This is a genomic window from Pseudomonas sp. CCNWLW23, assembly GCF_037095675.1.
In the GTDB taxonomy this organism is placed as follows: Bacteria; Pseudomonadota; Gammaproteobacteria; order Pseudomonadales; family Pseudomonadaceae; genus Aquipseudomonas; species Aquipseudomonas atacamensis.
This window is the reverse complement of record NZ_JBAWKM010000001.1, coordinates 320,082-346,105: the sequence shown is the minus strand read 5'-3', so window position 1 is coordinate 346,105 and position 26,024 is coordinate 320,082. Positions and strand designations below refer to the sequence as shown.

27 protein-coding genes and 1 pseudogene are annotated in these 26,024 nt (G+C 59.9%); 10 read left to right on the top strand and 18 right to left on the bottom strand.

Annotated elements, in window-relative coordinates:
- Positions 1 to 88 precede the first annotated feature (88 nt).
- The 3 genes from V8J63_RS01635 to exbB are packed head-to-tail and all read right to left on the bottom strand — an operon-like array spanning position 89 to position 2,220.
- Positions 89 to 835, bottom strand: a complete 747-nt coding sequence (locus V8J63_RS01635) for a TonB family protein (RefSeq protein WP_024014804.1) — start codon at positions 833 to 835, stop codon at positions 89 to 91.
- On the bottom strand, positions 832 to 1,260 hold the full coding sequence (gene exbD / locus V8J63_RS01630; RefSeq protein WP_016772535.1) for a TonB system transport protein ExbD: 429 nt from the start codon (positions 1,258 to 1,260) through the stop codon (positions 832 to 834). Before exbD ends, V8J63_RS01635 begins: the two co-directional genes overlap by 4 nt.
- Before the next feature lie 6 nt (positions 1,261 to 1,266).
- Positions 1,267 to 2,220 (bottom strand): tonB-system energizer ExbB, encoded by a 954-nt coding sequence (gene exbB, locus V8J63_RS01625; protein WP_024014803.1) that lies wholly within the window; start codon positions 2,218 to 2,220, stop codon positions 1,267 to 1,269.
- Positions 2,221 to 2,408: 188 nt separating this feature from the next.
- Here exbB and V8J63_RS01620 point away from each other — a divergent pair, with 188 nt between their 5' ends.
- A complete protein-coding gene (locus V8J63_RS01620; protein ID WP_336353165.1) occupies positions 2,409 to 3,266 on the top strand; it encodes an SDR family oxidoreductase in 858 nt (285 codons plus the stop codon).
- A 140-nt stretch (positions 3,267 to 3,406) separates the two neighbouring features.
- Here V8J63_RS01620 and V8J63_RS01615 read toward each other — a convergent pair whose 3' ends face one another.
- From V8J63_RS01615 to V8J63_RS01590, 6 genes are all read right to left on the bottom strand, one after another.
- Positions 3,407 to 4,147 (bottom strand): hypothetical protein, encoded by a 741-nt coding sequence (locus V8J63_RS01615; protein WP_024014801.1) that lies wholly within the window; start codon positions 4,145 to 4,147, stop codon positions 3,407 to 3,409.
- Between the two features lie 65 nt (positions 4,148 to 4,212).
- Positions 4,213 to 4,593 (bottom strand): RidA family protein, encoded by a 381-nt coding sequence (locus V8J63_RS01610; RefSeq protein ID WP_014340863.1) that lies wholly within the window; start codon positions 4,591 to 4,593, stop codon positions 4,213 to 4,215.
- A gap of 24 nt (positions 4,594 to 4,617) precedes the next feature.
- Entirely contained in the window at positions 4,618 to 6,723 is a 2,106-nt protein-coding gene (spoT, locus tag V8J63_RS01605; protein WP_007920338.1) for a bifunctional GTP diphosphokinase/guanosine-3',5'-bis pyrophosphate 3'-pyrophosphohydrolase, read from the bottom strand.
- 57 nt (positions 6,724 to 6,780) lie between these two features.
- Positions 6,781 to 7,044, bottom strand: a complete 264-nt coding sequence (gene rpoZ, locus V8J63_RS01600; protein ID WP_008030604.1) for a DNA-directed RNA polymerase subunit omega — start codon at positions 7,042 to 7,044, stop codon at positions 6,781 to 6,783.
- Between the two features lie 168 nt (positions 7,045 to 7,212).
- Positions 7,213 to 7,833: a guanylate kinase gene (gmk, locus tag V8J63_RS01595; protein WP_039757364.1), complete on the bottom strand. Its 621-nt coding sequence runs from the start codon at positions 7,831 to 7,833 to the stop codon at positions 7,213 to 7,215.
- 11 nt (positions 7,834 to 7,844) lie between these two features.
- Positions 7,845 to 8,708, bottom strand: coding sequence for a YicC/YloC family endoribonuclease (locus V8J63_RS01590; RefSeq protein WP_016770639.1), 864 nt, complete (start codon positions 8,706 to 8,708; stop codon positions 7,845 to 7,847).
- A 268-nt stretch (positions 8,709 to 8,976) separates the two neighbouring features.
- Between V8J63_RS01590 and rph the strand changes: the two genes are divergently transcribed.
- From rph to gltS, 3 genes are all read left to right on the top strand, one after another.
- Positions 8,977 to 9,699 carry a ribonuclease PH gene (gene rph / locus V8J63_RS01585; RefSeq protein ID WP_024014799.1) on the top strand — a complete coding sequence of 241 codons (723 nt, stop codon included), beginning with the start codon at positions 8,977 to 8,979 and terminating at the stop codon, positions 9,697 to 9,699.
- Between the two features lie 24 nt (positions 9,700 to 9,723).
- Positions 9,724 to 10,092, top strand: a complete 369-nt coding sequence (locus V8J63_RS01580; protein ID WP_016772541.1) for a DUF4870 domain-containing protein — start codon at positions 9,724 to 9,726, stop codon at positions 10,090 to 10,092.
- Between the two features lie 369 nt (positions 10,093 to 10,461).
- Positions 10,462 to 11,670: a sodium/glutamate symporter gene (gene gltS / locus V8J63_RS01575; protein ID WP_336463466.1), complete on the top strand. Its 1,209-nt coding sequence runs from the start codon at positions 10,462 to 10,464 to the stop codon at positions 11,668 to 11,670.
- Between the two features lie 66 nt (positions 11,671 to 11,736).
- On the opposite strand, the gene V8J63_RS01570 is transcribed toward gltS, so the two are convergent.
- On the bottom strand, positions 11,737 to 12,516 hold the full coding sequence (locus tag V8J63_RS01570) for an exodeoxyribonuclease III (RefSeq protein ID WP_016772543.1): 780 nt from the start codon (positions 12,514 to 12,516) through the stop codon (positions 11,737 to 11,739).
- An 82-nt stretch (positions 12,517 to 12,598) separates the two neighbouring features.
- Between V8J63_RS01570 and pyrE the strand changes: the two genes are divergently transcribed.
- Positions 12,599 to 13,243 (top strand): orotate phosphoribosyltransferase, encoded by a 645-nt coding sequence (pyrE, locus tag V8J63_RS01565; RefSeq protein WP_027616815.1) that lies wholly within the window; start codon positions 12,599 to 12,601, stop codon positions 13,241 to 13,243.
- Positions 13,244 to 13,384: 141 nt separating this feature from the next.
- Here pyrE and V8J63_RS01560 read toward each other — a convergent pair whose 3' ends face one another.
- The 6 genes and pseudogenes from V8J63_RS01560 to coaBC form a co-directional block, all read right to left on the bottom strand.
- On the bottom strand, positions 13,385 to 13,768 hold the full coding sequence (locus V8J63_RS01560) for a hypothetical protein (RefSeq protein WP_016772545.1): 384 nt from the start codon (positions 13,766 to 13,768) through the stop codon (positions 13,385 to 13,387).
- Complete coding sequence (locus V8J63_RS01555) at positions 13,755 to 14,327, bottom strand: hypothetical protein (protein WP_016772546.1); 573 nt, start codon at positions 14,325 to 14,327, stop codon at positions 13,755 to 13,757. The genes V8J63_RS01560 and V8J63_RS01555 overlap by 14 nt, the downstream gene beginning before the upstream one ends.
- Before the next feature lie 436 nt (positions 14,328 to 14,763).
- Positions 14,764 to 15,669, bottom strand: a complete 906-nt coding sequence (argB, locus tag V8J63_RS01550) for an acetylglutamate kinase (RefSeq protein WP_016772548.1) — start codon at positions 15,667 to 15,669, stop codon at positions 14,764 to 14,766.
- A gap of 17 nt (positions 15,670 to 15,686) precedes the next feature.
- A pseudogene (locus V8J63_RS01545) lies at positions 15,687 to 17,090 on the bottom strand (phosphomannomutase/phosphoglucomutase); the annotation flags it as partial.
- Positions 17,091 to 17,329: 239 nt separating this feature from the next.
- Positions 17,330 to 17,785, bottom strand: a complete 456-nt coding sequence (gene dut / locus V8J63_RS01540; protein ID WP_016772550.1) for a dUTP diphosphatase — start codon at positions 17,783 to 17,785, stop codon at positions 17,330 to 17,332.
- Positions 17,786 to 17,790: 5 nt separating this feature from the next.
- Positions 17,791 to 18,999, bottom strand: coding sequence for a bifunctional phosphopantothenoylcysteine decarboxylase/phosphopantothenate--cysteine ligase CoaBC (gene coaBC, locus V8J63_RS01535; protein WP_130926285.1), 1,209 nt, complete (start codon positions 18,997 to 18,999; stop codon positions 17,791 to 17,793).
- Between the two features lie 133 nt (positions 19,000 to 19,132).
- Here coaBC and radC point away from each other — a divergent pair, with 133 nt between their 5' ends.
- Positions 19,133 to 19,807, top strand: a complete 675-nt coding sequence (gene radC / locus V8J63_RS01530; protein ID WP_016772552.1) for a RadC family protein — start codon at positions 19,133 to 19,135, stop codon at positions 19,805 to 19,807.
- A gap of 77 nt (positions 19,808 to 19,884) precedes the next feature.
- Here the strand turns inward: radC and V8J63_RS01525 are convergent, their stop codons facing one another.
- Positions 19,885 to 21,474, bottom strand: coding sequence for an ABC transporter substrate-binding protein (locus tag V8J63_RS01525; protein WP_336463465.1), 1,590 nt, complete (start codon positions 21,472 to 21,474; stop codon positions 19,885 to 19,887).
- Positions 21,475 to 21,920: 446 nt separating this feature from the next.
- On the opposite strand from V8J63_RS01525, the gene rpmB reads away from it, so the two are divergent.
- Positions 21,921 to 22,154: a 50S ribosomal protein L28 gene (gene rpmB, locus V8J63_RS01520; protein ID WP_007920377.1), complete on the top strand. Its 234-nt coding sequence runs from the start codon at positions 21,921 to 21,923 to the stop codon at positions 22,152 to 22,154.
- A gap of 11 nt (positions 22,155 to 22,165) precedes the next feature.
- Positions 22,166 to 22,321, top strand: coding sequence for a 50S ribosomal protein L33 (rpmG, locus tag V8J63_RS01515; RefSeq protein ID WP_016772554.1), 156 nt, complete (start codon positions 22,166 to 22,168; stop codon positions 22,319 to 22,321).
- 184 nt (positions 22,322 to 22,505) lie between these two features.
- Here rpmG and V8J63_RS01510 read toward each other — a convergent pair whose 3' ends face one another.
- Positions 22,506 to 22,868 (bottom strand): cupin domain-containing protein, encoded by a 363-nt coding sequence (locus V8J63_RS01510; protein WP_073470919.1) that lies wholly within the window; start codon positions 22,866 to 22,868, stop codon positions 22,506 to 22,508.
- A gap of 236 nt (positions 22,869 to 23,104) precedes the next feature.
- Here V8J63_RS01510 and V8J63_RS01505 point away from each other — a divergent pair, with 236 nt between their 5' ends.
- The gene (locus V8J63_RS01505) at positions 23,105 to 24,598 is read left to right on the top strand and encodes an aldehyde dehydrogenase (RefSeq protein ID WP_016772556.1); all 1,494 of its coding nucleotides are present in this window, start codon (positions 23,105 to 23,107) and stop codon (positions 24,596 to 24,598) included.
- A gap of 260 nt (positions 24,599 to 24,858) precedes the next feature.
- The gene (locus V8J63_RS01500) at positions 24,859 to 26,004 is read left to right on the top strand and encodes an MFS transporter (protein ID WP_130889061.1); all 1,146 of its coding nucleotides are present in this window, start codon (positions 24,859 to 24,861) and stop codon (positions 26,002 to 26,004) included.
- Positions 26,005 to 26,024: the final 20 nt, after the last annotated feature.

Genomic DNA, 26,024 nt, shown 5'->3' with positions numbered 1-26,024 from the left:
TCGCGAATGCGGTATGTCAGACGAAACTGCTCTGACTGACCTGGCGCCTTCGCGAGCAAGCTCGCTCCCACAGGTATTGCGGTGTTGCTTAGCGACGGCGTTCGAGCGAATAAACAAACGGCGCAACAATTTCGATCGAGCCGTTGTTGAGCATGTCGGCCGGCGGCTTTGGCAGCGGTTGCGCGCGGCGGATCATGTCCAGGGTGGCCCGGTCCAGATCAGCGTTGCCAGAGCGGCCCACCAGTTCGAACGACAGCACATTACCTTCGCCATCGACCACGAAGCGCAGACGATTCAAGCCCTCCTTGCCCCGCGACTGCGCACTCTGCGGGTACTTCTTGTACTTCTGCAGATGCGCGAGCAGGGCGCCTTGCCAACTGGCCTTGGCCGCTACTTGAGCTGGCGATGGACCCGGTGCCGGCTGGGCGGATTTCTCCGTTGGCGCCTGGGTCGGTTGAGTATCGGCCGGTTTTTCCTCGGAAGGTTTTTCCTTCGGCGGCTCGGGCAGCTTTTTCTCGACCGGCTTCGGCGGTTTCGGCTTGGGCTTCGGCTTGGGTTTGGGTACCGCGATTTCCGCTTTCGGTGCTTCAGCCAGTTTCGGAATCGGCAATTCTTCCACCGGAGCCGGTGGCTGCGGCGGTGTGACGACTTTCGGCGGAGCCGGCGGTGGCGGGGCAGGCAACGGGGCCAGCTCGACCATCATTGCCTGCGGCGGCAATTCGATGGGCGGGCGGGCAGTCCAGTTCAGCGCCAGCGCGATGGCCAGCGCATGCACACCCAGCACCACGGCCAGGCTACCGCTGTAACGCGTCAGCTTATGGCGCGTCGTGATCATTTTTTGGCTGCCGTCTCAAGACCGACCAGACCAACCTTCAGGTAACCGGCGGCGCGCAGGCTGTCCATCACGCTCATCAGGTCGCCGTAATCCACGCCTTTGTCGGCCTGGAAGAAGATGGTGGTGTCTTTCTTGCCCTGGGTCTTGGCGTCGAGGGTAGCGCCGAGGGTTTCGGCTTTCACTTCATCGTCACCGAGGAACAGGCGCTGGTCAGCTTTCACACTGAGGAACACCGGTTTCTCCGGCCGCGGCGCCGGTTTGGCGGTCGAGGCGGGCAGGTCGACTTTGATGTCTACAGTGGCCAACGGCGCGGCCACCATGAAGATGATCAACAGCACCAGCATCACATCGATGAACGGCGTGACGTTGATTTCGTGGTTCTCGGCCAGATCGTCGTCTGCGCCTTCTTTCAAATGCAGGCCCATGGCCGATTACCCCACTTTAACCATGTGCGGCTGCGAGCTGCGCTCAGGCTGGTGGTCGAGATCGCGGCTGACCAGCAGCAGGACTTCTGCCGAGGCATCGGAGACCTGCGCCTTGTAACCGGCGATGGAGCGGGCGAAGACGTTGTAGATCACTACCGCAGGAATCGCCGCAACCAGACCCAGTGCAGTGGCCAGCAGGGCTTCAGCGATACCCGGTGCGACAACGGCGAGGTTGGTGGTCTGGGTTTTGGCGATGCCGATGAACGAGTTCATGATGCCCCACACGGTACCGAAGAGACCTACGAACGGTGCGGTCGAACCGATGGTGGCGAGGACGCCGGTGCCGCTGCTCATGTTGCGACCGCAGGCCGCTACGAGGCGCTCAAGGCGGAAGCTGACGCGTTCCTTGATACCCTCTTTCTCGCGGCTGTTGACCGACAGGCGCATCTCTTCGAGCGCGTCGTGCACCAGCAGGTTGGCGAGGGTGCCTTCTTTACCAGCGGTGGCGCTGGCTTCCTTGAGTGTGGTGGCTTTTTTCAGTGCGGCGATTTCGCCACGCAGACGACGCTTGGCGCCCATCAGCTCGAAGCCTTTGGCGATCCAGATAGTCCAGGTGATGATCGATGCGATGGCCAGACCGATCATCACGATTTTCACGATGATGTCGGCGTTCTGGTACATGCCCCACGGCGACAGGTCGTGGGCCATGCCCAAGGTGTTGTCGGCTTCGAGGACTTCAGGTGCGTCGGCCGCGTCGACAGCCTGCACCGGATCGGTGGCGGCCGGTGCAGCCGGAGCGGCAGCGGGTGCGCTCTGCTCGGTGGCGGCTGGGGTGGCGGGCGCTTGAGCGTCGGCGAAGGCGGCGGTCGGTGCCAGCATCAGGCTGAGCAACAGAGCCGCGACGGCGCTCCAGGCGCGAGGTCGAGTGGTTGGCGAAGCGGGAGTTTGATTACGTGTCATGCTGGCCGGACCTGAGATAGAAAAACGTTGTTGCTCTTCCAGGCCTCGTGAGGCCGAGAACAAAAGTGGCGTGCATTATTGCAAGTAATTCTTGTTAACAAAAGTAATAGAGTAACTTTTTTTCCTTCATCGCTAGCCGTTCGTCCTGTGCCAGAGCTAGTCTGTGCCTTTCTGATGGGAGTTTTCTGATGTCCGCGCCTTCTGTTTTGATTGCCGGTTGTGGTGATGTCGGCAGTCGTCTGGCCACGCAATTGCTGGCGGCTGGCTGGCAAGTCCATGGCCTGCGCCGGGATGTTTCCAAACTGCCGGAGGGTGTCATCGGCGTCGCCGGCGACCTGTTCAGCGAAGAGTGCCCGGCGACCTGGCCGGTAGGCGCTGTCGATTATCTGGTGTATTGCGCTGCGGCCACCGACCACGATGAAGAGGGCTATCGCAAGGCCTACGTGCAAGGCTTGCAGAACGTGCTGAGCTGGCTGAACGACTATGGGCAAGTGCCCGAGCGACTGATCTTCGTGTCCAGCAGCAGCGTGTACGGCCAGCAGGACGGAGCATGGGTGGATGAGACCTCCGAGACGGTCGCGGCCGGATATTCAGGTCGCTTGATGCTCGAAGCCGAGCAGGTCGCGCTCAATAGCGGCATCCCGGCTAGCGTGCTGCGCCTGACCGGCATTTACGGTCCGGGGCGCGAGTGGCTGCTGACCCAGGTGCGTCGCGGCTATCGCGTGGCAGTCGAGCCGCCGCTGTATGGCAATCGTATTCATGCCGATGATGCAGCGGGGCTGCTGGCGTTCTTGCTGGAAAAAGACCGCGAGGGGGTCAAGCTGGACCAGCTCTATATCGGTGTGGATGACGCGCCAGCGCCGTTGGCCGAAGTGGTGGGCTGGTTGCGCGAGTACCTGGGTGTGACTGAATGGGCCGAAGACGCCAGCGTGCGGCGCACTGGCAGCAAACGTTGCAGCAATGCGCGGGCGAAAGCGTTGGGGTGGGTGCCGAAGTATTCGAGTTATCGCGAAGGCTATGCAGCGATTCTTGAAGGTAAGTGCTGAATTTTCAGCAACACAAAAACCACTGTGGGAGCGAGCCTGCTCGCGAATGCGGTATGTCAGTCATTATCAGTTTGACTGACCCACCGCGTTCGCGAGCAGGCTCGCCCCCACATTTGATCTTCTGAGATTTCGGAGGCAGGTTACTGCTTTTCCAGCAACCACTTGCGCTCACCCGCGGCGAACTGCGGTTGCTCATCCGCTAGCGCAGCGTTGACTGCTTGCAAAATCTCAAGCTCCTTGCCCTTGCGCACAAAGATCCAGTTGTTGCCCTGGCCATTGAGTTGCAGCCACATGCTGTCGTTGCCATTGCTCATCGATGCGCAATCGCCCGCCAGGCACAAGGCATAACGATCAACGCCCGGCAGGCCGGTCACCTGGCCGTCTGCCTGGAACTGCACAGTGCCGCCTTCACCCTGGCCGCTGGCGATGGTCCAGTTGCCGCCCAAATACGCTGAATACAGAGCGCGTTCGAAGCTTGCACCGATTGGCGCGCCTTCCGGCACCGGGATCTGTGCGCGATCGAAAACTTGTTCGGGTTCGTTGTCACTGGCAGCTTGCTGCAAACGTCCGCCGTCGCGTTTCAGTTCGCTGGCGGAGCTGCCATAGAAGTCGACTTTCCAGGCGCCGGACTCTTCGCCCAGCAGCCGTCCTTCGACGTTCTCAAAACCGTTGGTGTAGCGGGCCTGACCGGCCTTGGTGTTGACGTCCCATTCCAGATTCGGGCCGTAAGCCTGCAGCGCTTCACGCAGGGGACCGCCCTTGGCGGCGGCATCGATCGCCACCTGGTTGATCCAGGTGCCGCTGATGTCACGGTCGGCAGGGTCGCTGGCGCAGCCGCCGAGAAACAGGGCGAGCAGCGAGAGAGCTAGCGCTTTGCGCATGGTGGAATCCTTTCAAAACCTTTTCTTGCGGCAGTCGGCGCGGCGTGGAGGCCGCGCCGTGCGCATCACTCGATGACCAGAATGGCATCCATTTCAACCTGCGCACCCTTCGGCAGGGCGGCCACGCCAATGGCGGCGCGGGCAGGGTATGGCTGGTCGAAGTACTTGCCCATGATCTCGTTGACCTTGGCGAAGTGGCTCAGGTCGGTGAGGAAGATGTTCAGTTTGACGATGTCCTTGAACGAACCGCCGGCGGCTTCGGCCACGGCTTTGAGGTTCTCGAAGACCTGGACGGTCTGGGCTTCGAAGCCCTCAACCAGTTCCATGGTTTTCGGGTCCAGAGGAATCTGGCCCGACATGTAAACGGTGTTGCCTGCCTTGATCGCCTGGGAGTAAGTGCCGATGGCGGCCGGGGCCTTGTCGCTGGTGATGACGGTTTTGGTCATGTAGGACTCCTTGTAATAGGCAGGTTATGCACGCATGCGGGTGATGCGGATCACCCCGGTCAAAGCGCGCAGTTTCTTGATCACGCGGGCCAGGTGCACACGGTCGTGAACGCTGACCACCAACTGCACGACGCTGATGCGACCATCGCGTTCGTCCATGCTGATTTTCTCGATATTGCCGTCGGCCGCGTTGACGCTGCTGGCCAGCAGGGCGATCAGACCGCGCTGGTGTTCCAGCTCGACGCGCAGCTCGACGTTGAATTCGCCGGTGACATCCTTGGCCCACGAGAGCTGGATGCATTTTTCCGGGTTGTGCCTGATTTCACTGATGTTGCGGCAGTTATCCAGGTGCACGACCATGCCTTTGCCCGCCGACAGGTGCCCGACAATCGGGTCGCCGGGGATCGGCGTGCAGCACTTGGCGTAGCTGAGCACCAGGCCTTCGGTGCCGCGAATCGCCAGCGGACCTTCCGGGCTCGGCAGCTGCTCGCCTTCGCCAAGCAGGCGACGGGCGACCACGTAGGCCATGCGGTTGCCCAGGCCAATGTCTTCGAGCAGGTCTTCGATCAGTTCGAGGCGGTACTCGGTAAGCATTGCCTTGACGCGCTCTGCCGGGATCTTCTCCAGGGAGCTGTCGAAACCGTTGAGGACCTTGTTCAGCAGGCGTTCGCCGAGGCTGATGGACTCGGAGCGGCGCTGCAGTTTCAGCGCATGACGAATGTGCGTGCGCGCCTTGCCAGTAACGACGAAGTTGAGCCACGCCGGGTTCGGCCGGGCGCCGGGGGCGCTGACGATCTCGACCGTGGAGCCGCTTTGCAGCGGTTCGGACAGCGGCGCGAGACGACGGTTGATGCGGCAGGCGATGCAGCTGTTGCCGACGTCGGTATGTACCGCGTAGGCAAAATCGACCGCCGTGGAGCCTTTTGGCAGCTCCATGATTCGGCCTTTGGGCGTGAACACGTAGACCTCGTCCGGGAACAGGTCGATCTTCACGCTTTCGATGAATTCCAGCGAGTTGCCGGCGCGTTGCTGCATTTCCAGCACGCCTTTGACCCACTGGCGGGCGCGGGCGTGCGTGCCTTTCGGCTGCTCGTCGCCGCTGGATTTGTACAGCCAATGGGCGGCGATGCCGTTGTTGGCCATCTCTTCCATTTCGCGGGTGCGGATCTGGATCTCGATCGGTACACCGTGCATGCCGAACAGCGTGGTGTGCAGCGACTGATAGCCGTTGGCCTTGGGGATCGCGATGTAATCCTTGAAACGCCCTGGCAACGGTTTGTACAAATTATGCACAGCACCCAATACGCGGTAGCAGGTATCGACCTTGTCGACGATGATCCGGAACGCGTAAACGTCCATGATCTCGTTGAAGGCCCGTCGCTTGCCGCGCATTTTCTTGTAGATGCCGTAGAGGTGTTTCTGCCGACCGCTGACTTCGCCCTGGATGCCGTCGATGGCGAGGCAGTGACCGAGGGACTCTTCGATCTTGTTGACGATTTCCTTGCGGTTGCCCCGGGCGCGCTTGACCGCCTGGTAGATCCGCGCGGAACGCATCGGGTGCATTGCCTTGAAGCCGAGGTCTTCGAACTCGATGCGGATCGCGTGCATCCCCAGCCGGTTGGCAATGGGCGCGTAGATTTCGAGGGTTTCCTTGGCGATGCGTCGGCGCTTTTCGCCGGACAGCACTTCCAGCGTGCGCATGTTGTGCAGACGGTCGGCGAGCTTGACCAGGATCACCCGGATGTCGCGCGCCATGGCCATGGCCATTTTCTGGAAGTTTTCCGCCTGGGCTTCGGCCTTGGTCTCGAAGTTCATCTGGGTCAGTTTGCTGACCCCGTCGACCAGTTCGGCCACGGTTTCACCGAACTGCGCTTGCAGCGCTTCCTTGGCGATACCGGTGTCTTCGATCACGTCATGCAGCATCGCGGCCATCAGGCTCTGATGGTCCATGTGCATGTCGGCAAGAATATTGGCCACGGCAAGAGGATGCGTGACATACGCCTCGCCGCTGCGACGGCGTTGACCGTCATGGGCTTGTTCGGCGTAGAAATACGCTCGGCGGACCAGGTTGACCTGGTCGTTGCCGAGGTAGGTCGATAAGCGATCGGCGAGGGCGTCTATGCTCGGCATGATGAATCCTGCCGAAAGCTGTGACCCCGCGCCGTGCTACGTCGACCAGGCATAGGCTTAGACGGCCTCGTTCGACTCGTCCTCGAACGCTGCGAACAGCGGTTCATCCTGGACGATTTCCTGCTCGGCGATGAACTCGTAGCTCATCAGGCCTTCAGCAATTTCACGCAGCGCGACAACAGTCGGCTTGTCGTTTTCCCACTGCACCAATGGCTCTTTGCCGCCGGTGGCCAGTTGACGGGCACGCTTGGTAGAGAGCATGACCAGCTCAAAGCGGTTTTCCACGTGTTCTAGGCAGTCTTCAACGGTTACGCGGGCCATGGTATTCCTCGGAGCGAATGCAATATGCGCGCTGCCCGGTTGGGCGAGCGGACTGAGCAGTTTAAAAAATCACCAGCGATTAGGGAAGCGCTGATTTTTTGACCAGACCCTTCAACGCGCTGCAAGCACCAATGTAAAGCGCTTGCAGGCGTTTTGGGAAGTGCTGTTTCAGCCGAGCAATTCAGCCAGTAATTTGCCGAAACGCACTTGCTGGCGCTTCTGTTGCAACTGATTGGCGCGGAAAATCGCTTTCAGATCGTCCAGTGCGTGGGCGAAATCGTCGTTGATGATCAGGTAATCGTAGTCGACGTAATGGCTCATCTCGCTGACCGCTTCGCGCATGCGGCCGTCGATGATCTCGTCGCTGTCCTGGCCACGGTTGGTCAGGCGCTGGTGCAGGGCTTGCAGCGACGGCGGCAGGATGAAGATCGAGCGCGCCTGCGGCATCAGCTTGCGCACTTGCTCGGCGCCTTGCCAGTCGATTTCCAGAATCAGGTCGTGACCTTCGTCCAGGGTCTGCTGCAAACGGCTTTGCGAGGTGCCGTAGAAGTTGCCGAAGACTTCGGCGCGCTCAAGAAAGTCGCCGTGCTCGCCCATCTTCACGAACTCTTCGCGGGTCACGAAGTGGTAGTTCACGCCATCCACTTCGCCCGGGCGCATGGCGCGGGTGGTGTGCGAAACGGAAACGCGAATCTCCGGATCGGCGTCGGTCAAGGCCTTGACCAGACTGCTCTTGCCCGCGCCCGATGGCGCGGAAATGATGTACAGGGTGCCGGTGTGTTGGGTCATGTCAGGTAGCCTTACTCAATATTCTGCACTTGTTCGCGCATCTGCTCGATCAACACCTTGAGGTTGACGGCGGCCTGGGTGCTGCGCGGGTCGAAGGCTTTGGAGCCCAGTGTGTTGGCTTCGCGGTTGAGCTCCTGCATCAGGAAGTCCAGACGCCGCCCGGCGGCACCACCGGACTTGAGCACCCGGCGAACTTCGATGATGTGAGTGCTCAGGCGATCCAGTTCTTCGGCCACGTCGCTTTTTTGCGCGAGGATGACCATTTCCTGTTCCAGGCGCTGCGGGTCGAGCTCGGCCTTCATGTCGGCGAAGCGGTCGAGGACCTTCTGGCGCTGGGTGGCGAGCATCTGCGGCACCAGTTCTCGCAGGGTCACCACGTCTTCTTCGATGGACGTCAGGCGGTCGTTGATCAAGCGCGCCAGCTCCGCGCCTTCGCGCTCGCGGCCAGCCTTCAGATCTTTCAAACCCTGATTGAACAGCGCCAGCGCTTCGGCGTTCAGCGCTTGCGGGTCGGTCGCATCGGCCACCAGCACGCCGGGCCAGGCCAGCACTTCCAGCGGATTCAGCGCGGCGGGATTCTTGATCAGCCCGGCCACGGTTTCCGCAGCGGCCACCAGTTGCGCGGCGCGTTCGCGGTCCACTTGCAGCGGTTTGCCGGTGCTTTCTTCGGTGAAGCGCAGCGTGCATTCCAGTTTGCCCCGCGACAGGCCCTGACGCAGCGCTTCACGCACGGCGCCTTCGAGGTCGCGGAACGATTCGGGCAAGCGCAGGTGCGGTTCCAGATAGCGGCTGTTGACCGAGCGCAGTTCCCAGCTCAGGGTGCCCTGAACGCCGGCTTTCTCGACGCGGGCGAAGGCGGTCATGCTGTGCACCATGGCGGTGACCTCGCAATGCAGATCGGCGCGAAACGCTGTTTCGCAGGCGCGATTTCAATGAATTTAAGCCGACTGGCAGCAAAGGCGCAGGATTGTAGCGCAGTGCGGCGAATGCGCCCAAACACACGGTGTGACAAACCGCTGCAGCCCGTCGGTTATGCGCGCTTGAGGGGCTTCGGTCGTCGGCCGGCGGTTTTAACCAGTGCCCACTCGCGGTGCAGCGCTCTATAATGCTCGGCAGTTTTCCGTCCTCAGTACAGGTATCCCTATGAAACGTCCAAGTGGTCGCGCTGCCGATCAGCTCCGCTCGATCCGCATCACCCGCAACTACACCAAACACGCCGAGGGATCCGTACTGGTCGAATTCGGTGATACCAAAGTCATCTGCACCGTCAGCGTCGAAAATGGCGTGCCGCGTTTCCTCAAAGGTCAGGGCCAGGGCTGGTTGACTGCCGAGTACGGCATGCTGCCGCGCGCCACCGGCGAGCGTAACCAGCGTGAAGCCAGTCGTGGCAAGCAGGGCGGTCGTACTCTCGAAATCCAGCGTTTGATCGGCCGTTCCCTGCGCGCAGCGCTGGACATGTCCAAGCTCGGCGACGTGACCCTGTACGTCGATTGCGACGTGATCCAGGCCGATGGCGGTACTCGCACCGCGTCCATCACCGGCGCCATGGTTGCGCTGGTCGATGCCCTGAAAGTGATCAAGAAGCGCGGCGGCCTGAAAGGCGGTGACCCGCTCAAGCAGATGATCGGTGCGGTCTCGGTCGGCATGTACCAGGGCGAGCCGGTGCTGGATCTGGACTATCTTGAAGATTCTGCAGCTGAAACCGACCTGAACGTGGTGATGACCAGCACCGGCGGCTTCATCGAAGTGCAGGGCACCGCTGAAGGCGCGCCGTTCCAGCCTGATGAGCTCAATGCCATGCTGGAACTGGCCAAGCAGGGCATGAACGAAATCTTCGAATTGCAGAAGGCTGCGCTGGCCGACTGAGGTTTTGACCACAAGGAGGACGTGATGAGTGACGAGCAAGAGTTGCTGCCCAAACCGAGCCAGGAGGTTCGCCAGTGGGCGATGTTCTGTCACTTGTCCGCCTTGCTGGGGATCTGGATTCCGTTCGGCAATCTGATCGGGCCGCTGATCCTTTGGCAGATGAAGCGCGAGAAGGACCCGTTCATCGATGCACAGGGCAAAGAAGCACTGAATTTTCAGATCACGGTGGCGATAGCCTCAATGATCTGCTTCCTGCTCATGCTGCTGATCATCGGTTTCTTCCTGTTTGGCTTGCTGGCAATCGCGGCATTGGTCCTGACGATCATTGCAGGGGTCAAAGCCAACGAAGGTTTCCCGTACAGATATCCGTTCACTTGGCGACTGATCAAGTAACAGTCTCTTGTATCGCAATATGGAAATGCCCCGGCTTATCGGGCATTTTTATTTGTGCAACTCAATAATTGGTTTTTGTTGTAGGACTAGTCTTTTAACGATGTGCGGTTTGGCATTTATTTGCTGATATTTCTCTATTACATGTTTGGTCACAACTGATCGACCACGTGCTTATTCTCGTTCTTGTTATTGACGCGAGCGGGTTGTTAAAGTTGCCCGATGCAATGTTTCGATTGAAACATTTCGATATGTTCAAGCCATCGATGGCACTTGAATTCCCCAGTAATCAGTGTTGATAAAATCAGCCGGTTCACCCGTCGAGCCCAGGTAAACGCTCGCCTCGTGAATACTTAGCCAAGAATAATCCACATGATTGAGCTCGATTTCTACGGCACGCTCGTGGCCGCTTCTTTAGTACTACTGCTCGGACGCGGACTTGTTGCGCGTGTCGGCTTTCTGCGAAGTTACAATATTCCTGAACCGGTAGCGGGTGGCCTGGTGGTTGCTGTGCTCCTGTTGATATTGCGTACGGTCGATATTGAAGTCCGCTTCGATACATCATTGCAAACCCCCCTGATGTTGGCTTTCTTTGCCACGATTGGCTTGAGTGCCGACCTTGCCAGTCTGAAGAAGGGCGGGCGCATCGTCGGTATCTTCCTGTTGGCGGTCATTGGCTTGCTGGTGGTGCAGAACGCCATGGGCATCGGATTGGCAACCTTGCTCGGACTCGATCCTTTAATGGGCTTGCTGACGGGTTCGATCACATTGGCCGGCGGCCACGGTACGGGCGCCGCATGGGGCGCGGTATTCATCGAGAAATATGGCCTGGCCTCGGCTTCGGAACTGGCGCTGGCCTCAGCGACGTTCGGTCTGGTGCTCGGTGGGCTGATCGGTGGGCCCGTCGCCCGGTTGCTGATCAAGCGCGTGCAAGTGCCGGGCTGCAGTCCCCAGCAAGCGCCGCGACTGCCGAAAGGCTTTGAACAGCCAAACAAGGAACGCTCGATCACGCCGTTTTCGTTCGTCGAGACGCTGGCGCTAATTGCCGTCAGCCTGCTCGCTGGCAACCTTCTGAATGGCTTGCTGCATGGCACTGCGTTCGAACTGCCGACGTTTGTTTGCGTGCTGTTTGTAGGTGTGGTGTTGCGCAACAGTCTGTCAGCACTTGGCTTGTATCAGGTGTTCGAGCGTGAAGTTTCCGTGCTCGGCAATGTCAGCCTCTCGCTGTTTCTGGCGATCGCGCTGATGTCGCTGAAGCTTTGGGATCTGGCGGCGTTGGCATTGCCGATCTTTATCATTCTGGCCGTGCAGGCGCTGGTCATGGCTCTGTTCGCGATTTTCGTGACGTTCCGGGTGATGGGCAGCAACTACGATGCCGCAGTGCTGGCTGCGGGACATTGCGGCTTCGGTCTGGGCGCCACGCCGACAGCGATTGCCAACATGCAAGCGGTGACGCAGCGCTATGGGCCATCGCAAATCGCGTTTCTGGTAGTGCCGATGGTAGGAGCGTTCTTCATCGATATCGTTAACGTCATCGTGATCAAGCTGTACCTGGCCTTGCCATTCTTCGCTGCCGTCTAGAAAGCATGGCGCATAAAAAATGCCCGCATCTCACGATGCGGGCATTTTTTTTGGCTGCGAGGACGCTTAGATGGTCAGCGTCCAGTCGTAGTCGACGATCAACGGCGCGTGCTGCGAGAACCGTGGCTGACGCGGCAGGCGTGCACTGCGCACCGAGCGACGCAGGCCCGGGGTCAGGATCTGATAATCGAAACGCCAGCCCAGATTGAGCATCTCGGCCTGTTCGTTATCCGGCCACCAGCTGTACTGGTCGCCTTCGCGGCTGACTTCGCGCAGCGCATCGACATAGCCCATGTTGCCGACAATCTCGTCCATCCAGGCGCGTTCCGGCGCCAGGAAGCCTGGAGATTGCTGGCTGTCGCGCCAGTTCTTGATGTCGAGTTTCTGCTGCGCAACGTACAGCGAGCCACAATAAATGTACTCGCGACGTTTGCGTCGCTGTTTGTCCAGGTACTTGCCGAAATCGTCCATGAGCTTGAACTTCTGGTTCAAGTCCTCATCGCCGTTCATCCCCGAAGGAAACAGCAAGGTGGCAATACTGACTTTGTCGAAATCTGCTTGCAGGTAGCGCCCGTAGCGGTCGGCCGTCTCGAAACCGAGACCGCTGATGACAGCCTTCGGTTGCAACCGCGAATACAAAGCCACGCCGCCTTGGGCAGGGACTTCAGCATCGCAGGCATAAAGGAAGTAGCCATCCAGTTGGAAGGCTGGGTCATCCAGTTCAAAGGCGGAGGCACGGGTGTCCTGCAGGCAGATGACGTCGGCATTCTGGGCTTGCAGCCAACTGAGCAAACCGCGCTCGACTGCCGCCTGAATACCATTGACGTTCACACTGATGATCCGCATAAATGGCCCCAAAAATCGCGTGCGTGTATGATACACGGCGTCAAGCTAATTAGCTAAATCCGTGGTATTTGGGGTTTTTTTCATGCAAGCGTATCAGCGCGATTTCATTCGTTTTGCCATCGATCGCGGCGTTTTGCGCTTCGGTGAGTTCACCCTGAAGTCCGGGCGCACCAGTCCCTACTTCTTCAACGCCGGCTTGTTCAACTCGGGTTCGGCCCTGGCGCAGCTGGGGCGTTTCTACGCGGCTGCCATCGCCGAGAGCGGCATTTCTTTCGACGTTCTGTTTGGCCCGGCTTATAAAGGCATTCCGCTGGCGGCCACGACCGCCGTTGCGCTGGCCGAGCATCACGACCGTGACCTGCCATGGTGCTTCAACCGCAAGGAAGCCAAGGCCCACGGCGAGGGCGGCAGCCTGGTTGGCGCACCGCTGACTGGCGAAGTCTTGATCATCGACGACGTAATCACCGCCGGCACCGCGATTCGTGAAGTGATGCAGATCATCGCTTCCCAGGACGGCGCCAAGGCCGCCGGTGTGCTGATCGCACTGAACCGTCAGGAGCGTGGCAACGGCGAGTTGTCGGCAATCCAGGAAGTCGAGCGCGACTTCGGCATCCCGGTGATCAGCATTGTCTCGCTGAATCAGGTGCTGGAGTTCCTCGCCGACGATCCGCAGCTCAAACAGCATTTGCCAGCCGTGGAAGCGTACCGCGCGCAGTTTGGCGTGTGACCAATATGGGAGCGAGCCTGCTCGCGAATGGCCGTCACCTGTCAGCGATGTGAGGCACATTAAGCGTTCGCGAGCAGGCTCGCTCCCACAGAAAAAAGACCCGGTTCAGGCAGGCTGAACCGGGTCTTTTTTTGTTGGCGATCAACGCAGATTTCGCCATTTCATCAGCAGTCTCAGCGCCAATGCAGCGTTCACTAGCGCAAACACCAGCAGCGCTACAACCACCATCACGTACAACGTGCGATCCACATCGAAATCCCAAAGGTCCAGCGTGCTGCTGCGCATGATCCCGACTGCTGCCGGCAAGTTAACGTAAAACAGCGCCACGAAAGCGCACGTCAATGGCAATGCTCGCCAGTAGAAAGCAGCCATCACCTTGTCTCGACTGCGCTTGCGGCCCTGCGAACCTTTTTGAAATTCATCCTCAGCCAGCGCTTCATTGAGCGCCGGCCACGCCAGATTGAACATGAACGTGGTCAGGGTCAGCAGCAAGCCACTGACCGCGACGATGTCACTGAACGGCATTCAGACCCAGCGTTGCACAGAGCAATGCGTGGGAATCTTCGCTGATCTCGAACTGCCCGGCGCTGCCCTTGCGTTTGGTGATGGGTTTGAAGGTCGGCTCGTTCTGGGTGATGAGCATGTTCAATTCATCGCGGATCACGTCCGAGCTGATCACCACCAGAAACACGTTTTGCGCATGCTCGGCGGACTGGATTACTGCGCGCATGCTGTGCTGCAGGATGTCGTCGAGCTGGTTGCGAAAACGCGAAACGGTGTTTTTCAACAGGGTTTTGCTTTGGCTCTGGGTCAGCTGAAAGATCGTCGAGATCTGCGATTCGGTCGGCAGGGTTTGCCCGAAGTAACTCTGAATCAGATACAGCAGGCGATCTTGCTTGGCTTCGTCGGCCCGGCTGGGCATGCCGCCCTCGACCAGCATTTTCAGGTATTCGGTCAGGCTGGCTTTGGCGATGCGCTCCAGCGCATGGGCGATTTCAGCGTCGCCGATGCGCAAGGTCTTTTTCACCGGTTCCTTTTGTTCCTGCTCGAAAGCATCGGCGTCGATCGTGAACGAGATCTGCATGAGTCGCCGCTCCGGTTATTTGACGCTGGCGGCTGGGTAGGGATCCTGGGGTGCATCTCCTTGGCCGGTGAGCACTTTCCAGCCCTTGAGTGGGTGAGAGGCTTCGGTGAAGTCAGGGCAGGGCGGCATCGAAGTCTGCGAAGGGGCTGAATATTCTCGGCCGCAGTCCACGCAGGCGTAAGTGCCAGCCGAAATGTCACTGCCGTAAGGAACGCTGTTTTTTTGCATGGGAAGATCTCCGTTGGATGAGGGGAAGATCCTATGGAGATTTATTCTGAAGGGATGTCGGACGTTTCGCTGTGTGGAGTCAGGCTTTTCCTGCGCGCATAAAAAGATCGCAGCCTTCGTCAGTTCCTACAAAAGCGGATTCTCGCGTGTGCGAAATCCCTGTAGGAGCTGTTGAAGGCTGCGATCTTTTGCTTTCAGCGATCAGCCATCAAGGACGCTTGCGATTACTGATCAGCGTACCCACACCGGTATCAGTGAAGATTTCCAGCAGAATCGCGTTCGGTACACGACCGTCGATGATCAACGAACTGCCAACCCCACCCTGAACCGCTTCCAGTGCGCAGCGGATCTTCGGCAGCATGCCGCCGTAGATCGTGCCGTCAGCGATCAGGTCGTCGACCTGCTGCGTGCTCAGGCCGGTCAACACGGTGCCCGACTTGTCCATCAGGCCGGCAATGTTGGTCAGCAGCATCAGCTTTTCAGCTTTCAGCGCTTCGGCAACCTTGCCCGCCACCAGGTCGGCGTTGATGTTGTACGACTCACCGTTTTCACCGACGCCAATCGGTGCGATGACCGGGATGAAGTTGCCTTTGACCAGCAGGTTCAGCAGCTCGGTATTGATGCCGACGACTTCGCCAACGTGGCCGATGTCGATGATTTCCGGCTGGGTCATCTCCGGGGTCTGACGGGAGACGGTGAGCTTCTTCGCGCGAATCAGCCCGGCATCCTTACCGGTCAGGCCGATGGCGCTGCCGCCATGGCGGTTGATCAGGTTGACGATGCTTTTGTTGACCTGACCGCCAAGGACCATTTCCACCACGTCCATGGTCGCCGCGTCGGTGACGCGCATGCCGTCGACGAAATGGCTTTCGATCGACAGGCGCTTGAGCAGGTCACCGATCTGCGGGCCGCCACCGTGCACGACCACCGGGTTGATGCCCACGGCTTTCATCAGCACGATGTCGCGGGCGAAGCCGGTTTTCAGCTCCTCGCTTTCCATCGCGTTGCCGCCGTATTTGATCACCAGGGTCTTGCCGACATAGCGTCGGATGTAAGGCAGCGCTTCGGACAGGACCTTGGCAGTGTTGGCGGCGGCTTCGCGTTCGAGGGTCATTCAGGGCTCCGGGTGGATCAGAACGGTAGTTGGAGATCAGGTGCAACGCGTTTCAGTTGGGCGTGGAACACATCCTTGATGCGCTGCAATTCAGCCTCGTCATCGGCCTCGAAGCGCAGCACCAGCACCGGTGTGGTGTTGGACGCGCGCACCAGGCCCCAGCCTTTGGCGTAATCAACACGCACGCCGTCGATGGTGGTCAGGTCGGCGCCTTCGCCCCACTGAGCATCGTGCAGTGCATCAATGATGCTGAATTTGCTCTCTTCGGTCACATGGATATTGATTTCCGGCGTGGAAATATCGTTCGGGAAGGTCGCAAACAGCTCTTCCGCAGTGGATTTTTCCTTGCTGAGGATCTCCAGCAGACGTGCGGCGCTGTAGATGCCGTCGTCAAAACCGAACCAGCGCTCCTTGAAGAAGATGTGCCCGCTCATTTCTCCGGCCAATAGCGCGCCGGATTGTTTCATTTTCTTTTTGATCAACGAGTGACCGGTCTTCCACATTAGCGGCCGACCGCCGTATTCCTTGATCAGCGGCACCAAACGGCGAGTGCATTTGACGTCGAAGATGATTTCCGCGTCCGGGTTGCGCGCCACTACGTCGCGAGCGAACAGCATCAGCAGACGGTCCGGGTAGACGATACTGCCGGTGTTGGTCACCACACCGACGCGGTCGCCGTCACCGTCGAAGGCCAGGCCGATATCGGCGTTGGTTTCCTTGACCTTGGCGATCAGGTCGACAAGGTTTTCCGGTTTGCCCGGATCTGGGTGATGGTTAGGGAAGTTGCCGTCGACTTCGCAGAACAGCGGGATGACTTCGCAGTTCAGCGCTTCGATCAGTTGCGGGGCGATCACGCCGGCCGCGCCGTTGCCGCAGTCGACCACGACTTTCAGGCGACGGGCCAGTTTGATGTCCTGGACGATTTCGGTGTTGTAGCGGTCGAGGATTTCGACCTGGGTGACGCTGCCCTGGCCAGTGCTCAGGTCGTTGTTCTTGATGCGTTCGTGCAGCACCTGAATCTGCTCGTTGGCGAGGGTGTCGCCGGCGATGACGATTTTGAAACCGTTGTAGTTCGACGGATTGTGGCTACCGGTGAGCATCACCCCGGACTTGCCGGCCAGTACGTTGGCGGCGTAATACAGCGCTGGCGTTGGCACCAGGCCGACATCGCTGACGTGGCAACCGCTCTCGGCGATGCCGCGAATGAGTTCCGCGACCAGCTCCGGGCCGGACAGGCGACCGTCGCGACCGACCGAAACATTCGGTTCGCCCTGGGCCAGGCTCTGCGAGCCGATGGCACGGCCGATCCAGTAGGCGGTTTCGCCGTTGAGGAATTCCGGCACAGTGCCGCGAATGTCGTAGGCGCGGAAAATACTGTCAGGCAGCTTCGGGGCGATCTTGGCGGGGGTGCTCATCTGTGGACATGCTCCATCTCGAAAAGGGCGGGACAGACCGGCGAAATGTTCGACGGCAGGCTCAAACTGAAGGGTATGACGGCGTTTTCCACAGAGAGTTCGTGCTATGAAAGGGCCATGACGCCCCGGCTGGCGTGGCTTTCGGCCGGCAAAACCTTGATTTACGGTGTTAAAACCTGCTGCCGATGTAGCGCATTTTTTGTGGTGAGGGGATAAACCCCCTCACCACAATAATTTTTATCCGGTTATTTGGTGCCGGTATGGCCAAAACCACCGGTACCGCGCTCGGTCTCGACAAACTCTTCAACCATTTCGAAATGCGCCTGCACCACCGGCACGAGCACCAATTGCGCCAGACGTTCGCCGACGGTCATGGTGAAGTCGCTCTGGCCGCGGTTCCAGCAGGAGACCATCAGCGGGCCCTGGTAGTCGGAGTCGATCAGGCCGACCAGATTGCCCAGCACGATGCCATGTTTGTGGCCCATGCCCGAGCGCGGCAGGATCAGCGCGGCGAGATTCGGGTCGCCGATATAGACCGACAGGCCGGTGGGGATCAGCACGGTTTCACCCGGTTTGATCACGATGTCCTGTTCCAGCATGGCGCGCAGGTCGAGGCCGGCGGAGCCCGGAGTGGCGTATTGCGGCAGCGGGAATTCGGTGCCGATGCGTGGATCGAGGATCTTGGCTTGCAAAGCGTGCATGTAAATTAAACCTGGTTCAGACGTTCGGCGATAAAAGTGACCAGTTGACGAGCGATCTTGCTCTTGCTGGTCTGGGCGAAAACCGTGGCGTGCAGCTCACGGTCGATGACGCTGCAGGCGTTTTCTTCGCTGTTGAAACCGATGCTCGGGTTGGCGACGTCGTTGGCGACGATCAGATCGAGATTCTTGTCCTTCAGCTTGCGTGCAGCGTAGTCGAGCAGGTGTTCGGTTTCGGCGGCGAAGCCGACACTGAACGGACGGTCGGGACGGGTCGCGATGGTGGCAAGGATGTCCGGGTTGCGCACCATTTGCAGGACGAAGCCGTCGCCGCTCGTAGGATCTTTCTTGAGTTTATGCGGAGCTACTACTTCCGGGCGGTAGTCCGCCACCGCTGCCGACGAGATGAACACGTCGCAAGGCATGGCCGATTCGCAGGCGGCGAGCATGTCGCGGGCGCTGACCACATCGATCCGCGTCACGCGATCAGGCGTCGGCAAGTGCACCGGGCCGCTGATCAAAGTGACACGGGCGCCGGCTTCCACGGCTGCTTCGGCGAGGGCAAAACCCATTTTGCCGGAGCTGTGGTTGGTGATGTAGCGCACCGGGTCGATGTTTTCCTGAGTCGGGCCGGCGGTGATCACCACATGCTTGCCGGTCAGGGCCTGGCGCTGGAAGCAATCGGCGGCGAGCAGCGCCAGATCGGTGGCCTCCATCATGCGGCCCATGCCGACGTCGCCGCAGGCCTGGCTGCCCGAGGCCGGGCCGAAAGTCTTCAGGCCACGGCTCTCCAACAGTTGCAGGTTGGTCTGGGTCGCCGGGTCGCGCCACATCGCCTGGTTCATCGCTGGCGCGACAGCAACCACAGCGTCGGTGGCCAGCACCAGCGTGGTCAGCAGATCGTTGGCAATGCCTTGGGCCAGGCGGGCGATCAGGTCGGCGGTGGCCGGGGCGATCAGTACCAGATCGGCCCATTTCGCCAGCTCGATATGGCCCATGGCGGCTTCGGCGGCAGGGTCGAGCAAGTCGAGGTGAACCGGGTGGCCCGACAGGGCCTGCATGGTCAGCGGGGTAATGAATTCGGCGCCGCCATGGGTCATGACCACGCGCACTTCGGCACCCTGGTCGATCAGGCGGCGAACCAGATCGGCGCTCTTGTAGGCCGCAATGCCGCCGCCGACGCCCAGAACGATGCGTTTCCGATACAGCCGCTGCATAGGTCTGCCTTTCATTTCGTTGATGACTGCGGTGCGATGCCCCTCCCCAGGGTTGAATCGACCGCCAAAAAGATGGGCTACGATATCACAGCGACCGCTACGGAACAGCGGCGCCCACAGACAAGGAGGTGCTATGAGTATTCGCGATTGGCCGGCGGCGGAACGGCCGCGGGAAAGGCTGTTGGAACACGGCGCAGGGAGTCTTTCGGACGCTGAGCTGTTGGCGATTTTTCTGCGCACCGGATTGCCCGGAAAAAGCGCAGTCGACCTTGCCAGACATCTGCTGACGCAATTCGGTGGCCTGCGTTTGTTGCTTGAGGCCGATCAGGACGCATTCAGCAAACAAATGGGCCTCGGCCCGGCCAAGTTCGCCCAGCTGCAAGCCGCGCAGGAAATGAGCAAGCGCCATCTGGCCGAGCGCTCACGACAGAAGCCGGCACTGGAGAACCCCCAAGTCGTCCGCGATTACCTCAAGGCGATGCTGCGGCATGAGCCGCACGAGGTGTTCGGCTGCCTGTTTCTCGATTCAAAGCATCAGGTGCTGAATTTCGAGGCGCTGTTTCGCGGCTCGATCGACAATACCAGCGTGCACCCTAGGGAGGTGGTGAAGCGCGCGCTGGCCAATAACGCCGCAGCGGTGATCCTGTGTCACAACCATCCGTCCGGCAACACCGATCCGAGTCAGGCCGATCGGCTGCTGACCAAGCGCCTGCAGAAAGCGCTGGAGCTGATTGACGTGCGAGTGCTCGATCACTTCATCGTCGGAGACGGCGAACCGCTGTCGATGGCGGAGTGTGGCTGGATGTAAAAGAGCAGCGGCAAGCCTCTAGCTGCAAGCGGCAAGCTGGAGCTGCGCGCGGAGTGCTCTAGCTTGCCGCTTGCCGCTTAGGGCTTGAGGCTGATCTTGGAATAATCCTGCCGGCCGAACGGGCTGACGGAATAACCCTGAACATCCTTGCGCGTCAAAGCGTAGGCCGTTGGGTGCGCCAGTGGCAGCCACAACGCCTGCTGCTGGATCTGTGCCTGTGCCTGTTCATACAGCTTGGTGCGCACGCCTTGCTCGCTGGTGGTCTTGCCGGCGCTGATCAGCTTGTCCAGATCGGCGTTGCAGTACCGCGCGAAGTTGGTCCCGGATTTCACCGCCGCGCAGGAAAACTGCGGGGTGAGGAAGTTGTCCGGGTCGCCGTTGTCGCCGGCCCAGCCCATGAACAGCAGGTCGTGTTCGCCGGCCTTGGCGCGGCGAATCAGTTCGCCCCACTCGATCACGCGGATCTCCGCCTGGATGCCGATCTCGGCCAGATCCGACTGCAGCATCTGCGCGCCGAGACTTGGGTTCGGGTTGAGCAGGCTGCCTGATGGACGCGTCCAGATTGTGGTCTGGAAGCCATCCTTCAAGCCGGCCTTGGCCAGCAGCGCCTTGGCCTTGGCCACGTCGTGCGGATAGCCCGGCAGGTTCTTGGCATAGCTCCAAGTGTTCGGCGGGTACGGGCCGTTGGCCGCTTCGGCGGTGTCTTCGAACACGGCTTTGATGTAGTTGGCCTTGTCGAAAGCGAGGTTGATCGCCTGGCGCACTTCCGGTTTGTCCAGTGGCGGATGCTGGCTGTTGATGCCCACGAAAGCGGTCATGAAAGCGTCAGTCTTTTCGACTTTCAGCGACGGTTCCTTCAGCGCAGCCTGTACGTCCAGTGGTTTTGGCGACAGGGCGATCTGGCATTCATTGCGCCGCAGCTTTTGCAGGCGCACGTTGGCGTCCGGCGTGATGGCGAAAATCAACGGGTCGACCGCAGGCTTGCCACGGAAATAGTCCGGATTGGCCTTGTAGCGAATCGCCGTGTCTTTCTGAAAGCGATTGAACACGAACGGGCCGGTGCCGATCGGCTGGCTGTTGAGTTTGTCGGTGGCGCCGGCCTTCATCAGTTTGTCGGCATATTCGGCGGAGTAGATCGAGGCGAAACCCATGCTCAGGGTCGCGAGGAAGGTCGAATCCGGATGGTCGAGGGTAAAGCGCACGGTCAGCGGGTCGAGGGCGTCGATCTTCTTGATCAGGCTCGGCAGTTGCATCGACTGCGCATGGGGGAAGCCGCTCTGGGCGACTTTGTGCCACGGGTTGGCCGGGTCGAGCATGCGGTCGAAGCTGAACTTGACGTCTTCGGCACTCAGCTCGCGGCTCGGCTTGAAATAATCGGTTGAATGAAATTTCACCTGCGGGTGCAGCTTGAACACGTAGGTCAGGCCGTCGGTGCTGACTTCCCAGCTGTCGGCGAGGCTCGGGATGACCTTGCCACTGGCGGTGTCGAAATCCACCAAGCGGTTCATCAGTACGTCAGCCGAAGCATTGGTGGTGGTCAGCGAGTTGTACTGCACCACGTCGAACCCTTCGGGACTGGCCTCGGTACACACGCTCAACGCGGCGGCCTGGGCGAGGGGGCTCAGCAACAGCGGAGCGAGTAACAGGGGTAGGGCAGCGAGGCGCATGGTCGGTTTCCTTTACAGATCGAAGGCCCATCTGCAAGTGCAGTCTGGAAAAGTCCTACCCTAGAGCTCTGAATTGCAAATGACTATCCCCTTTTTGCATTTTCAGGCGCACTCTTGCGCGGTTTCGAGCGTGGGCAGCCAGATGAAAAGTCTGAATCGGCTGTAGGGCGGGATTTCTGCGACGAGTGGTCAAAACTGGCCGCAGCCTTTGTCCAAGGCGTCTGCGGCGGAAAAAATCGCCCTTTTGCCGATTGATTGCACACCGATTGTTGTTGCACCCCGGTCTTTCTGGTATAAAGCAGCGCTCTTTTCTAGGGGCCCGGTTCCTTCACTGTAGGTGTAGCCGGTAAGACCTCTAAAGAAACGCGGCGCCTGGCGCCAAATGACTGAGAGATTAAGCGGCCAACCCATGCCGGGTTGGGCATGTGGTTTTAGAGGGCTGAGGCATGTCGAGAGTATGTCAAGTTACCGGTAAGGGTCCGGTGACTGGGAATAACATTTCCCACGCAAACAACAAAACCCGTCGTCGTTTCCTGCCGAACCTGCAGCATCACCGCTTCTGGGTTGAAGAAGAGAAACGTTTTGTGCGTCTGCGCGTATCTGCCAAAGGCATGCGTATCATCGACAAGCGTGGCATCACTGTCGTGCTCGCCGAACTTCGCCGCGATGGCAAGATTTAAGGGAGCTAATCATGCGTGAATTGATTCGTTTGATCTCGAGCGCCGGTACTGGTCACTTCTACACTACCGACAAGAACAAGCGTACTACCCCGGACAAAATCGAGATCAAGAAATATGATCCGGTTGTTCGCAAGCACGTGATGTACAAGGAAGGCAAAATCAAGTAATTGATTTTTCCTGACTGCGAAAAAGGCCCGTATCGTGAGATACGGGCCTTTTTTTGCCTTGGATTCTGCGGTGACCGGTTGGGCCTTATCGCTTGCAAGCCAGCTCCCACATTGATTGCCGGTCTTCACAGAACCTGTGGGAGCTGGCTTGCCAGCGATGAGGGCCGATCAGCCAGCAAACATCTCAAGCCTTCTGTTCAAAGATCACATAAACCTTGCGGCAAGCCTCCAGCACTTCCCAGGTGCCGCGAAACCCCGCCGGAATCACGAAGCGATCACCAGCGCGCAAGGTCTTGGCATTGCCATCGCTGTCACGCAATACCGAAACCCCCTGCAGAATCTCGCAGTACTCATGCTCGGTGTAATTCACCGTCCACTGACCTACCGCGCCTTCCCACACGCCCACGCCCATTTGCCCACAAGGGCTTTCGTATTGATGAAACACCGCCTGCTCAGGATCGCCCTTTAGCACTTTCGCCGGGTCCGGCCGATAGCGCTCGGCTTCGCTGCTGGCGAGGCTGATGTCGACGACGTTCTGGATGTTCATTGTTGTTTTCTCCGCTAGTGACGGCGCATTGGCTGGAATGGGCCAAAGTCTATGTTTATTAAAATGAACACCGCAAGGCCGTATGGCCAGCTTATGTCAAATATATTGAAACAAACCCGGTCGCTGGTTTAGGGTGGCGGGTGCCTCGGGCCGAAAGTGCAGGCTGGCCGGGCAGGATTCTTGAACAGCGCCGCAGCGCTTGCGGTGCTCGTATTCAATAAGAGGAGGACACCCGAATGACCACCCTGACTCGTGCCGACTGGGAACAACGCGCCCGCGATCTGAAAATCGAAGGCCGCGCCTTCCTGAATGGCGAATACACTGACGCCGTCTCCGGCGAAACCTTCGAATGCATCAGCCCGGTCGATGGCCGCCTGCTCGGCAAGATCGCCAGCTGTGACGCCGCCGACGCCGACCGTGCTGTAGAAAACGCCCGCGCTACTTTCAATTCCGGCGTCTGGTCGCGCCTGGCGCCGACCAAACGCAAAGCCACCATGATCCGCTTCGCCAGCCTGCTGAAACAGCACGCTGAAGAACTGGCGCTGCTGGAAACCCTCGACATGGGCAAGCCGATCAGCGATTCGCTGTACATCGACGTACCGGGCGCGGCGCAGGCGTTGAGCTGGAGCGGCGAAGCGATCGACAAGATCTACGACGAAGTTGCCGCCACCCCGCATGACCAACTAGGTCTGGTGACCCGTGAGCCGGTGGGCGTGGTTGGCGCTATCGTGCCGTGGAACTTCCCGCTGATGATGGCTTGCTGGAAGCTCGGCCCGGCGCTGTCGACCGGTAACTCGGTGATCCTCAAGCCGTCGGAAAAGTCGCCGCTGACCGCCATCCGCATCGCTGCGCTGGCCATTGAAGCCGGGATTCCGAAAGGCGTGCTCAACGTGCTGCCGGGCTATGGCCACACCGTCGGCAAGGCGCTGGGTTTGCACAATGACGTCGACACGCTGGTGTTCACCGGTTCGACCAAGATTGCCAAGCAACTCATGGTCTATGCCGGCGAATCGAACATGAAACGCGTCTGGCTGGAAGCCGGCGGCAAGAGCCCGAACATCGTCTTCGCCGATGCGCCGGATCTGCAGGCCGCCGCTGAATCCGCCGCCAGCGCCATCGCCTTCAACCAGGGCGAAGTGTGCACCGCCGGTTCGCGCCTGCTGGTCGAGCGTTCGATCAAGGACAAATTCCTGCCAATGGTGATCGAGGCGCTGAAAGCCTGGAAGCCGGGCAATCCGCTGGACCCGGCGACCAACGTCGGTGCGCTGGTCGATACCCAGCAGATGAACACCGTGCTGTCGTACATCGAATCCGGCCATAGCGATGGCGCCAAACTGGTCGCCGGCGGCAAGCGCATCCTCCAGGAGACCGGTGGCACTTACGTCGAGCCAACCATTTTCGATGGTGTGAGCAATGCGATGAAGATTGCCCAGGAAGAGATTTTCGGCCCAGTGTTGTCGGTGATCGCTTTCGATAGCGCCGAAGAAGCCATCCAGATCGCCAACGACACGCCATACGGTCTGGCCGCAGCGGTGTGGACCCAGGACATCTCCAAGGCGCACCTGACCGCCAAGGCCTTGCGCGCCGGTAGCGTGTGGGTCAACCAGTACGATGGCGGCGACATGACCGCGCCGTTCGGTGGCTTCAAACAGTCGGGCAACGGTCGCGACAAATCGCTGCATGCCTTCGACAAGTACACCGAGCTGAAGGCCACGTGGATCAAGCTGTGATTCATTAAGAGAGCCTGAGTTAATCAGGCTCTCGAACCTACAGAGATCCCCTGTGGGAGCGAGCCTCTGTGGTGAGGGGATTTATCCCTGTTCGGCTGCGAAGCAGTCGCTAAACCATTGCACGCGGTGTACCTGGTACATCGTGGATGCAGGTTTTGGGGCCGCTGCGCGACCCAACGGGGATAAATCCCCTCGCCACAGGGGCTCGCTCCCACAGTGATTTTGTGGTGCATATAAAAATATCCACAGGAGCGTGGAACATGCGTTGGGCGACGTATTTCGCCGTGTTGGCGTCTGTCTTGAGTGTCGGCCTGGCCCTGGGGGTCAGCATGCCGCTGGTGTCGTTGCGTCTGGAGGGCTGGGGCTACGGCTCGTTCGCCATCGGTGTGATGGCGGCCATGCCGGCAATCGGCGTGCTGCTCGGGGCGAAGATTTCCAGCCACCTCGCCGCGTATTTCGGCACGGCGAACCTGATGCGTTTGTGCCTGTGGGCCGGGGCATTGTCGATCGGCCTGCTGGCGCTGCTGCCGAGTTACCCGATCTGGTTGCTGCTGCGCCTGCTGATCGGGGTGATCCTGACCATCGTGTTCATCCTCGGCGAGAGCTGGATCAATCAACTGGTGATCGAGCAGTGGCGCGGGCGTCTGGTAGCGCTGTATGGCAGCAGCTATGCGCTGAGCCAACTGTCTGGTCCGTTGCTGCTGGGGGCGCTCGGTACCGAGCATGATTACGGTTTCTGGGTCGGGGTCGGCCTGCTCACGCTCTCGCCCTTTCTGCTGCTGGGGCGCAGCGGGGCGCCGAGCAGTGAGGCCAACAGCGTCACGTTTGGCGATCTGTGGGGCTTCGCCCGCGAGTTGCCGGCGATTGCCTGGGCGGTGTCGTTGTTTGCCGCGTTCGAGGCGATGATCCTGACGCTGCTGCCGGTGTACTGCCTGCAACAAGGGTTCACCGCCGAAATCGCGCTGGCCATGGTCAGCACCGTGGTGGTCGGCGATGCGCTGCTGCAATTACCGATCGGCGCGTTGGCCGATTACCTGTCGCGGCGCACGCTGTTCGCCGGATGCGCGGTGGTGTTGATGCTGTCGAGTCTGGCCATTCCGATGTTGCTCGACACGCTGCTGATCTGGCCGTTGTGGGTGCTGTTCGGCGCCAGTGCCGGCGGCTTGTTCACCCTGTCGCTGATTCTGATTGGCGAGCGTTATCGAGACGATGCGCTGGTTCGCGCCAATGCGCATATCGCGCAGTTGTGGGGTGTCGGTTGTCTGGTCGGGCCGTTGGCGGCAGGGGCGGGCAGTCAGTGGATCAATGGTCATGCGTTGCCGCTGTTGATGGCGGCTGGGGCGTTTGGTCTGGTGCTTTTGTTGTTGCGCCAAGGCGCCTTTGGCACAACAGCAGAAGCAGCCTGAGCGCATCCCACAAGGGATCA